This window comes from Cupriavidus sp. CuC1 (assembly GCF_044627735.1).
Lineage (GTDB): Bacteria > Pseudomonadota > Gammaproteobacteria > Burkholderiales > Burkholderiaceae > Cupriavidus > Cupriavidus ulmosensis.
Map to the genome: position 1 here is coordinate 1 of NZ_JBIUHC010000252.1, position 9,364 is coordinate 9,364.

At 66.6% G+C, this 9,364-nt stretch carries 12 protein-coding genes and 1 pseudogene; 7 read left to right on the forward strand and 6 right to left on the reverse strand.

The genetic code is table 11. The features are described from left to right. Positions 1–660 (forward strand): TolC family protein (locus ACGLHR_RS48875; protein ID WP_400102977.1); only part of this gene is annotated, 660 nt, incomplete at its 5' end. 46 nt (positions 661–706) lie between these two features. Here the strand turns inward: ACGLHR_RS48875 and ACGLHR_RS48880 are convergent. After that, a complete protein-coding gene (locus ACGLHR_RS48880; RefSeq protein ID WP_400102979.1) occupies positions 707–1,384 on the reverse strand; it encodes a TetR/AcrR family transcriptional regulator in 678 nt (225 codons plus the stop codon). A gap of 137 nt (positions 1,385–1,521) precedes the next feature. On the opposite strand from ACGLHR_RS48880, the gene ACGLHR_RS48885 reads away from it, so the two are divergent. Continuing rightward, positions 1,522–2,550 carry an SDR family oxidoreductase gene (locus ACGLHR_RS48885; protein WP_400102981.1) on the forward strand — a complete coding sequence of 343 codons (1,029 nt, stop codon included), beginning with the start codon at positions 1,522–1,524 and terminating at the stop codon, positions 2,548–2,550. Between the two features lie 177 nt (positions 2,551–2,727). Further along, positions 2,728–3,576, forward strand: a complete 849-nt coding sequence (locus ACGLHR_RS48890) for a D-amino acid aminotransferase (RefSeq protein ID WP_318236892.1) — start codon at positions 2,728–2,730, stop codon at positions 3,574–3,576. Between the two features lie 309 nt (positions 3,577–3,885). Here the strand turns inward: ACGLHR_RS48890 and ACGLHR_RS48895 are convergent. After that, positions 3,886–4,033: pseudogene (locus ACGLHR_RS48895) on the reverse strand (ferredoxin family protein); the annotation flags it as partial. A 193-nt stretch (positions 4,034–4,226) separates the two neighbouring features. On the opposite strand from ACGLHR_RS48895, the gene msuE reads away from it, so the two are divergent. From msuE to ACGLHR_RS48910, 3 genes are all read left to right on the forward strand, one after another. Next, positions 4,227–4,790: an FMN reductase gene (gene msuE, locus ACGLHR_RS48900; protein WP_400102983.1), complete on the forward strand. Its 564-nt coding sequence runs from the start codon at positions 4,227–4,229 to the stop codon at positions 4,788–4,790. Positions 4,791–4,942: 152 nt separating this feature from the next. Next, on the forward strand, positions 4,943–5,974 hold the full coding sequence (locus tag ACGLHR_RS48905; RefSeq protein ID WP_400102985.1) for an isocitrate/isopropylmalate dehydrogenase family protein: 1,032 nt from the start codon (positions 4,943–4,945) through the stop codon (positions 5,972–5,974). A gap of 90 nt (positions 5,975–6,064) precedes the next feature. Continuing rightward, positions 6,065–6,196, forward strand: a complete 132-nt coding sequence (locus tag ACGLHR_RS48910) for a hypothetical protein (RefSeq protein WP_400102987.1) — start codon at positions 6,065–6,067, stop codon at positions 6,194–6,196. 29 nt (positions 6,197–6,225) lie between these two features. On the opposite strand, the gene ACGLHR_RS48915 is transcribed toward ACGLHR_RS48910, so the two are convergent. Together ACGLHR_RS48915 and ACGLHR_RS48920 are read right to left on the reverse strand one after the other, a co-directional pair. Further along, a complete protein-coding gene (locus ACGLHR_RS48915) occupies positions 6,226–6,861 on the reverse strand; it encodes a 3-oxoacid CoA-transferase subunit B (protein ID WP_400102989.1) in 636 nt (211 codons plus the stop codon). Further along, positions 6,858–7,550 carry a 3-oxoacid CoA-transferase subunit A gene (locus tag ACGLHR_RS48920; protein WP_400102995.1) on the reverse strand — a complete coding sequence of 231 codons (693 nt, stop codon included), beginning with the start codon at positions 7,548–7,550 and terminating at the stop codon, positions 6,858–6,860. The genes ACGLHR_RS48915 and ACGLHR_RS48920 overlap by 4 nt, the downstream gene beginning before the upstream one ends. A gap of 140 nt (positions 7,551–7,690) precedes the next feature. Here ACGLHR_RS48920 and ACGLHR_RS48925 point away from each other — a divergent pair, with 140 nt between their 5' ends. Continuing rightward, entirely contained in the window at positions 7,691–8,605 is a 915-nt protein-coding gene (locus ACGLHR_RS48925) for a LysR family transcriptional regulator (RefSeq protein ID WP_318236887.1), read from the forward strand. Between the two features lie 63 nt (positions 8,606–8,668). On the opposite strand, the gene ACGLHR_RS48930 is transcribed toward ACGLHR_RS48925, so the two are convergent. Next, entirely contained in the window at positions 8,669–9,073 is a 405-nt protein-coding gene (locus ACGLHR_RS48930) for a ProQ/FinO family protein (protein ID WP_400102991.1), read from the reverse strand. Between the two features lie 39 nt (positions 9,074–9,112). Then, on the reverse strand, positions 9,113–9,364 hold a 252-nt coding region (locus ACGLHR_RS48935; protein WP_400102993.1), incomplete at its 5' end, for a hypothetical protein.

Sequence of the window (9,364 nt, forward strand, 5' to 3'; positions counted from 1 at the left end):
GCGGAAGCGGCGGCGCAAGCCGAGCTGCGGGCGCGCTTCCCGGGCCTGGGCGTGCCCGGCGGCCTGCCGGCGGATGTGCGCCTGCAGGCGTTGCCGGACGACCCCGCCGATGCACTGCGCAGCCGCTATGTGGAGGACAGCCATGAGTTTCGCCTCGCCCAGTCGCAGGAGACGCAAGCCCAGCGGCAGGCACGGCGCACCGACCTGGAGCGCAGGCCGGACCCCACCGTGGGCGTGTTCTTCACGGTGGAGCGCGGCGGCGCGGAGCGGATTGCCGGCGTGAGCATCAGCATGCCGCTTGGCTCCGCGCACCGGCGTTCGGCGGCGGTGGCGGCCGCGGCCGACGCGCAGGCTGCCGCCCGCAGCCGGGTGGCGGTGGAGCGCCGGATCGGCGCCGAGTTCGAGGTGCTGTACCGCGGCCTGGAAGGCAAGCGCGCCGCTGCCGTGGCGCAGGCCGAAGCGCTCGCGCTGCAGCGCAGCGCCGCGGCACGCACCGGCCGGGCCTACAAGGCGGGAGAAACCGGCCTGAGCGAACTGCTGATGGTCCGGCGTGCCTTGGCCGATACCACGCTGGCCGAACGCGTGGCCCTGGTCGACGCGCTGGAGGCCGACAGCCGGTTGCGGCTGGACCTGCACCGGATGTGGGACTTCGACGATTGAGCGGGCAACTGCCCGGGCGCGCTGCGCCCGGGCAGCCGGCGTCCGGCTAGCGGCTTGCGCGGCTGCGCGGCTTTGCCGCATGACCGGCATCGGCCGCTTCGCCAGCGGTCTGCGCGCTTGCCAGCAGGCCGCGCAGGAATAACATCAGCATCCGGCCGGTCGGGTCGGCGATGGTCGTGCCCCGCTGCAGCGCGAGGCCATGGGCGAGCGCCATGAAACCCGCGGCCAGCTCTTCCGGCTGGGCCGGCGGCACGCGGCCCAGATGGCGGAACAGGCGTTCGATCAGGCGGCCGAGCTCGCCGCGGTGCGTCTCCCAGACCGTGCGGTAAGCGCCGGCAAACGACGGGCTGCGATTGGCGTGCATCTGCAACTCGATCGAGAGCATGGCCCAGTCGGCATCCGCATTGAGCGCCGCCGCCCAGGCATCCAGGCCCGCGAGCACCGCTGCGCCGGCGTGCTCCGCCGTGTCGAACACCGCCGCGAGCTGCTTCGCCTCGGCCTCCATATGGCCGCGCAGCAGATCCAGCAGCAGCGCCTCCTTGTCCGGGAAGTTCGAATAGAACGCCCCCTGCGAATAACCCGCTTCCTCCGCGATATCCCGGATCGACGTACCGCCGAAGCCACGCTGCACGAACAGGCCGCGCGCAGCCTCAAGCAGGCGCTCGCGGGTTTGCGCCTGGCTTTGCTCGCGGCTCAAGCGCTTGCGCGGGGTGGGTTGCTTCATGGGCGTGGCGTCGGGCGAGGCGTTGGGCATGGTGAGAGAGCTTGCCGTATCGATTGCATTTGGGATTTCAACTGCTATCATAACGGAGATCAATTGATATCTGGATTTCTTATGAACTTCAAGGTGAGGGCCCAGCCATGAACTTGCAAACCGCTTTCGTGACCGGCGCCACCGGCCTGCTCGGCAACAATCTTGTGCGCGAACTGCTGGGCCTCGGCGTCGCGGTCAAGGCGCTGGTGCGTTCGGTGGAAAAAGCCAGGCAGCAATTCGGCGACCTCACGGGCGTCGAATTCGTGATTGGCGACATGGCCGATGTCCAGGCGTTTGCCCCGTCCTTGCATGGCTGCGATGTGGTGTTCCATACCGCGGCGTTCTTTCGCGACAACTACAAGGGGGGCAGCCATTGGGAAATGCTCACGCGCATCAATGTTGACGGCACGGCCGCCCTGATCGGGCAAGCCCATGCGGCGGGCGTGCGCCGCTTCGTGCAGACCTCGTCCATCGCCGTGCTCAACGGTGCGCCGGGTTCGTTGATCGATGAAACACACGTGCGCGATCCCGCCGACGCCGATGACTACTATCGCAGCAAGATCCTGGGCGACCGCGCCGTCCTGGCTTTCCTCGCGAATGCCCCCGAGATGCATGCCACGTTCGTGCTGCCCGGCTGGATGTGGGGGCCGGGCGACATCGGGCCGACGTCAGCCGGGCAAGTCGCGCTCGACACGGCGCTGTCCCGATTGCCGGGCCTGGTTCCCGGGAGCTTTTCCGTGGTCGACGCCCGCGATGTGGCGCAGGCCCATATCGCCGCGGCGCTGCGCGGGCGGCGTGGCGAGCGCTATCTCGCGGCGGGCCGGCATATGACCATGCGCGAGCTGATCCCGCTGATCGGACACACCGCCGGGGTGGCAACCCCCAAGCGCGCGCTGCCCGTGCCGTTGTTGTTTGCGCTGGCCTGCGTGCAGGAGCTCTACGCCCGGGTCAGCGGCAAGCCCATCCTGCTTAGCCTTGCCACCGTGCGCCTGATGGTGAAGGAAGCGGACCGGACCCGCTTTTGCCATGCCAAAAGCGAGGAAGAGCTGGGCCTGCGCTTCAGGCCAGTGGATCACACCGTGCGCGATGTCATTGCCTGGTATCGGGCGCATGGGTGGTTGCCGGGCTCGGCGTGAGCGCTGGGGGCGCGAGCTGGATGTTATTGCCGCGCCGCCGGGCGCAGGAACAGGCCGGGGTCATGCCGATTTTGCATAAGCTCCCGCCGTGCCTTGTGGAAGAATGGACGCATTCCTTCCGTGCGTACCCCTACTGCAACCCAGGCCCTGGCGCCCGCCAGCCTTACCCTACCCACCATGAACGACGAAATCGTCTACCTCAACGGCGAGCTCACGCCTTTGTCAGAAGCCCGCGTCCCGGTACTGGATCGCGGCTTTATCTTTGGCGATGGCGTGTACGAAGTCGTTCCCATCTATGCCGGCAAGCCGTTTCGCCTGCAGCAGCACTTGGCGCGCCTGGCGCGCAGCCAGGACACCATCGGCATCCCCAACCCGCACACCGACGCGCAGTGGACGGCGCTGATCGACCGCGTGGTGCAGGCCAACGGACTCGCCGACCAGATGGTGTACATCCAGGTCACGCGCGGCGTGGCCCGGCGCACGCATGCCTTCCCGAAGACGGTGACGCCGACCGTGCTCATCATGACCAACCCGATGTCGCTGCCCTCCGCGGCCATGCGCGAGAAGGGCGTGGCCTGCGTGACGGCCGAGGACAAGCGCTGGCTGCACTGCCAGGTGAAATCCACCTCGCTGCTGGGCAATGTGCTGGCGGCGCAGAACGCGGTGGAGAACGACGCCACCGAGACCATCCAGTTCCGCGATGGCATGTTGACCGAGGCTTCCGCGTCCAATGTGTGGGTGGTCAGCAAGGGCCGGGTTTCGGCGCCGCCGAAGGACAACCTGATCCTGGAAGGGATCCGCTACGGCTGGATGGAGGAGCTGTGCGCGGCGCTGGATATCTCGCTGGAAGCGCGCCGCATTTCGCAGGACGAGGTGATGGGCGCGGACGAGGTGTTGCTGACCTCGGCCAGCAAGGAGATCCTACCGGTGGTCACCATCGACGGCAAGACCATCGGCGATGGCGCGCCCGGTCCCGTGTTCAAGAAGTTGTACGCGGCCTATCAGGCTGCCAAGGCGGCCGCGTGATCAACGCCCAAGCGCCCGGCGCTGCGCCGAGCGTGCGCAGGTAGGCCCACGGGTGGATCCAGCGCTCGTGCGCGTCGCTGAACACGAAGAAGGCGACCACGGATGCGGCGAAGGACTCCTCGTCGCATAACGGGAGATGAAAGGCACCACGGCTCGCTTCGCATCGCGCGTGGGTGATTTCCGCCTGGGGGCGGAAATCACGGCTACCACAATTGGTTGCCGCCGGTTTGCTCCCCTCTCCCATTTCATGGGAGAGGGGAGCAAACCGGCGGCAGATCGACGCCCAGGAGTTCAACGAACCAGCAAGCGCTAGCGCAGCAGGTAAGGAATCTCCACCCTGACTGCCCCCGTTCGGACAATCCTTCTCGCAAGGCATGCAGTACCAGCATTCATCGAACTGCATATAGGCCTTGCCCTTGGTCAGGTCGATCGCAAGCAGGTCCATCGGGCAGACGTCCGTGCCGCAGGGCACGAATGATTCCGTCTATGCAACCGAGGATTTCGCCACGCGCGCCATGGCGGCCACGCGTTTATGCATAGTTGAAATTCGTCGTTCGGCGGACCGTGCGGCTGCGTTATGGTGAGGAACTTGCAAGCGGCCGCCGTGAACAATGGCGAGGGCGGCCTTCAATCCAAAGGAGGTTTCCCCCATGGCTACACCGCTGAACGTGGTTGCCGTCAACGGCAGCGCACAGCAGCCTTCGCGCACGCTGGCGCTGGTGCAGGCGTTGCTTGACGAACTGTCAGGCAGGTTGCTGTTGCAGACCCGGATCGTCAACCTCGGCGATATCGCCCGCCCGCTAGGCGCGGCGCTGTCGCGCGCCGAACTGCCCGCGGAGATTGAAGGCGAGATCGCCGCGATCGAGTCCGCCGATCTGCTGGTGGTGGCGGCGCCGGTCTACCGCGGGTCCTATCCCGGCCATTTCAAGCATCTCTTCGACCTGGTCGGGCAGGACGCGCTGATCGACAAGCCGGTGCTGCTGGCGGCAACCGGCGGCAGCGACCGGCACGCGCTGGTGCTGGAGCATCAGCTGCGGCCCCTGTTCGGCTTCCTGCAGGCGCTGACGCTGCCGATCGGCGTGTATGGCAGCCCGGGAGACTTCCAGAACTACCAGGTCAGCAGCGCGGCGCTGGCCGAGCGCATCCGGCTGGCAGCGGACCGCGCGGCGCCGTTGTTCGGCGCGAGCCGGTTGCCGCTGCAGCGCGCTGCCTGACGACAGGCGGCCATAGGCTATAGCTCGTTTCCACAAGATTCCCTTCCGGCCCTGCGGTCCTGCTGGGCTGGCATGATCCGCGCTAGACAGAAATGCGCCCGCGTTGCATGCTCTGCGAACGCGGACATTCAACCTGTCGAGAGGAATCGCATATGGAACAACGAGCACCCAATCAGATCCCCGCCACCCTGATCCCCGGCGACGGCATCGGCCCGGAAGTGGTGCAAGCCACCGTCAAGGTGCTGGACGCGCTGGGCGCGCCGTTTTCCTGGGACGTACAGCAGGCTGGCATGGCGGGCATCGACCAGGGCGGCGATCCGCTGCCGGAGGCCACCCTCGAGAGCATCCGCCGCACCGGCCTGGCGCTCAAGGGCCCGCTGACCACGCCGGTGGGCGGCGGCTTCCGCTCGGTCAACGTGCGGCTGCGCGAAGCCTTCAACCTCTTCGCCAACGTACGGCCCGCGCGCACGCTGGTGCCGGGCCGCTTCGAGGATATCGACCTGGTGCTGGTGCGCGAGAACGTGGGCGGCTTCTACGTGGCGCACGACTACTACATCGCTGTGGGCGATGACCCGCACGCGGTGGCCGTGTCCACCGGCACGAATACGCGCGACGCCTGCCGGCGCATTGCCCGCTTTGCGTTTGAGTACGCGGTCAAGAACCAGCGCAAGAAGATCACCGTGGTGCACAAGGCCAATATCCTGAAGGCGCTGACCGGCATCTTCCTGGAAGCGGCGCGCGAGGTGGCGCAGGACTATGCGGGCCGCGTGGAGATGGACGATCGCATCGTCGATGCCTGCGCCATGCAGCTCGTGCTCAATCCCTGGCAGTTCGACATGCTGCTTTGTACCAACCTGTTCGGCGACATCCTGTCCGACCAGATCGCCGGCCTGGTAGGCGGGCTGGGCATGGCGCCGGGCGCCAATATCGGCGAGACCGCCGCCATCTTCGAGGCGGTGCACGGCTCGGCGCCGGATATCGCCGGCAAGGGCATCGCCAACCCGATCTCGCTGATGCTGGCGGCCGGCCTGATGCTCGAGCATGTGGGCCGCCAGGACCTGGCGGCGCGGCTGCGCCAGGCGATCGACCTGGCGCTCAACCAGGACCACGTGAAGACCGGCGACCTCAAAGGCTCGGCTTCGACCCTGCAGTTTGCCGAGGCGGTGATCAAGCGGCTGGGGTAACCGCGCGGCGAGCGTCCCGGCCACGCGCCGGGCAACGTACTGCTACCCCTGCCATCCCTGCCATCCCCCGCAGCGGCAGGGCAGGCCGATGTGTCGTCCCACGTGTTCGGCGGGGCGCGCCATGAGACGTTGAACGAGACCAACCGCGAGGAAGTGGTCGCGGTGTTCATCGCGTGGATCGCGTGGATCGAGCGGGTGGTGTCCAGTCAGCTGATCCGCTGATCCGCTGATCCGCTGATCCGCTGATGACGCTAGGCTAGCAGCCGCGCCTCGGTCAGCGCCTGCAACTCGCCAAGGGTGATGCCCTCGGCCATGGCCTCCACCAGCAAGCCGTCGGGCGTGACGCGCATCACCGCCAGGTCGGTATAGATGCGGCTGACCACGCCGCGCGCCGTCAAAGGCAGCGTGCAGCGGTGCAACAGGCGCGGGCGAGCGTCGCGCGTTGTGTGCTCCATCAGCACCCAGACCTCGCGCGCGCCGAAGGCCAGCTCCATGGCGCCGCCCACCGCGGGCGGCGTGTTCGGGTCGCCGCGGCTCCAGTTGGCCAGGTCGCCGTTCTCCGCCACTTCGTAGGCGCCAAGGATGGCGAGGTCCAGGTGGCCGCCGCGCATCATCGCGAAGCTCAGCGCGGAATCGAAGATGGCCGCGCCGGGCTGCAGCGTCACCGGCTGCTTGCTGGCATTGATCAAGTCCGGGTTCTCCTGTCCCAGTGGCGGGCGTGGCCCGAGATGCAGGATGCCGTTTTCGCTATGCAGGAAGACCTCGCGCTCCCGCGGGATCATGTCGCCGACCAGCGTCGGCAGGCCGATGCCCAGGTTGACGTAGGCGCCTGGCCGGATGTCCTGCGCCGCGCGCCGGGCAATCTGCTCCCTGTCCCATCGCTTCATGACTGGCTCCCTGCTTGCTGGCTGTTGGCTTTGGCGGTGACGACGCGGTGGACAAAGATGCCGGGCGTCACGATATGTTCGGGGTTCATCGCGCCGGCCTCGACCATGGCATCCACCTCGGCCACCACCACGCGCGCCGCCGTGGCCATGATGGGGTTGAAGTTGCGGCCTGCCAGGTGATAGTCCAGGTTGCCCAGGCGGTCCGCGTGACGTCCGCGAATCAGCGCAAAATCCGCATGCAGCGGCAGCTCCAGCACGTGCAGTACGCCGTTGATCTCGCGCGTGTCCTTGCCTTCGGCAAGGATCGTCCCGGCCGTGATGGGGCAGTAGAACCCGCCCAGCCCGGCCCCGGCGCAGCGGATGCGTTCCACCAGCGTGCCTTGCGCCACCAGTTCCAGCTCGACCTCGCCGCGCCGGTAGGCGTCGCGGAACACCGTGGCGCCCGCCGTCAGCGGATAGGAGCACACCAGCTTGCGCATGCGCCCGGCTTCGATCAGGCTCGCCACGCCTTCGCCGTCGTAGCCCGCGTTGTTGGAGATCACGGTGAGATCCCGCGCGCCATGCGCCAGCACCGCGGCGATCAGGCCGTCGGGCAGGCCTGCGCTGCCGAAGCCGCCCACCATCACGGTGGCCCCGTCGCACAGGTCGGCGATGGCCTCGCCGCAGCTTGCTATCCGTTTGTTGACCAATCCCATGCCAGACTAGCTCCCGATGCGTGCCGCGGCGTCGCCGCTAGGCCATGCATCATGCGGCGTAGGGTTCGATAGGTTCAAGTGCGAAAAGCTTAATTGTTGATAAGCTGTGCTTATATTGAACGCCGAGCATCCCGATGAACCTCGAACTCCGACACTACCGATACTTCACCGCGCTGGCCGAGGAGCTGCACTTTGGCCGCGCGGCGGAGCGCCTGGGCATTTCGCAGCCGGCGCTGAGCCAGCAGTTCAGGTGGATCGAGCAGGAGGCGGGCGCGCCGCTGCTCTCGCGCAGCAAGCGCCGGATTGCGCTGACGGAGGTCGGCGCTGTCTTCTACGAGGAGGCGATGAGCGTGCTGCGCCAAGTGCAGCACGCGGGGCTGGTCACGGCAAGCGCCAGCCGGGGTGATCTCGGCAGCGCTGCCATCGGGTATGTGGCGTCGGCCGCGCTGTCGGGCTTGCTGCCAAGGCTCATCTATGGTTTTCGCCAGGATCATCCGGCCGTGCGGCTCGCCATGCGCGAGATGGACATGCCGGCACAGCTCGATGCGGTGGCACGCGGCGAACTCGATATCGGCTTTCTCCGGCCACCGCTGCGGTCCTTGCCTGAAGGGCTGGCCTTGTTCGACATCGCGTCCGAAGCCGTCGTGGTGGCCTTGCACGCCACCCATGCGCTGGCTGGCCGCGCACGCGTCGACGTGGCCATGCTGCGCGACGAGACCTTTATCTGCACGCATACCGAGCACGGTACCGGCTTCTACGCCATCACGCTCGCCATTTGCGGCAATGCCGGCTTCCAGCCGCGCGTGGAGGCCTTGTCGACCCAGATGGCCACCATCATCAGCATGGTGGCGGCCGGGTTTGGCGTGGCGCTGATCCCTGCCTCGATGCGCGCGTTCGCGCCGCCCGACGTAGTATTCAAGCCGCTGGCCCGCAACGACGTGGCGTCGCAACTGGCCGTGGTCCATCGCAAGAACGAGCGCTCGCCCACGGTGCTGCGGCTGATCGAGCGTTGCCGCGAGGGGAAGGGGAAAGAGCGGCAGCCAAAGTGAATCGTGCGGTAAGCCTTATGCCTTATGCCTGTCCGTATCTGCCGCGCCACCCACCGCCACCGCTTACTTCTTGAAGCGAGTCGCTTCCGCTTGTGTGACAGAGCCCGCTTCGGCTCCGTTGAGATCTACCCGCGCGGCCCCTTCGGTGAGACATGCCTTGTAGCGGGTGCCGCGGCACCAGGTCTTGATGGCTTCGCGCAACTCCGCCTCTTGCAAGCCCAGCTCGCTAGCGTAGCCAAGCAGGTCGTCAAAGATGCCGACTTTCAACGCTCTCTTCGGCGCAGGGTTCTTGGGGAAGGCGAGGGGGAAGCGCTTCTGAAGCCGCCCGATGTTCCGTACAACAGGATCCACCGGTTTCGACTGGGCCGCCTGCGCGGATGGGCGGGGGCGTGAAGGCTTGACCGCCGGCTTAGGTTTGGCCTGTTGCGCCAACTGCGCTTTCAGGGCAGCAAGTTGTTCGAATCCCATAGTGTTCTGTTGTGAAGAGGTGAGGAGTAAACGCGAATTTTAGCGGAAGCTGGTCAGCCCCGAGGTTTGATGCTCGATTGTGCGTCGAGAGGCGCTTTCGCCGTGCCGTCGAAATTTTCCAGAAAAGACTTGCCAGCGCCGTGCCGACAGCATAGTATTCGCCCCCTTCCGCAGTACAACGCTTAACTGCAAGGCAGATTGGCGAAGGTTGCGGGGGGTTAGCTGGAAAGGTGAGAAAAGCACATAGCGAATCTGGCCCGAGCAAGAAAAGATTAAAAAAGTATTGATGAA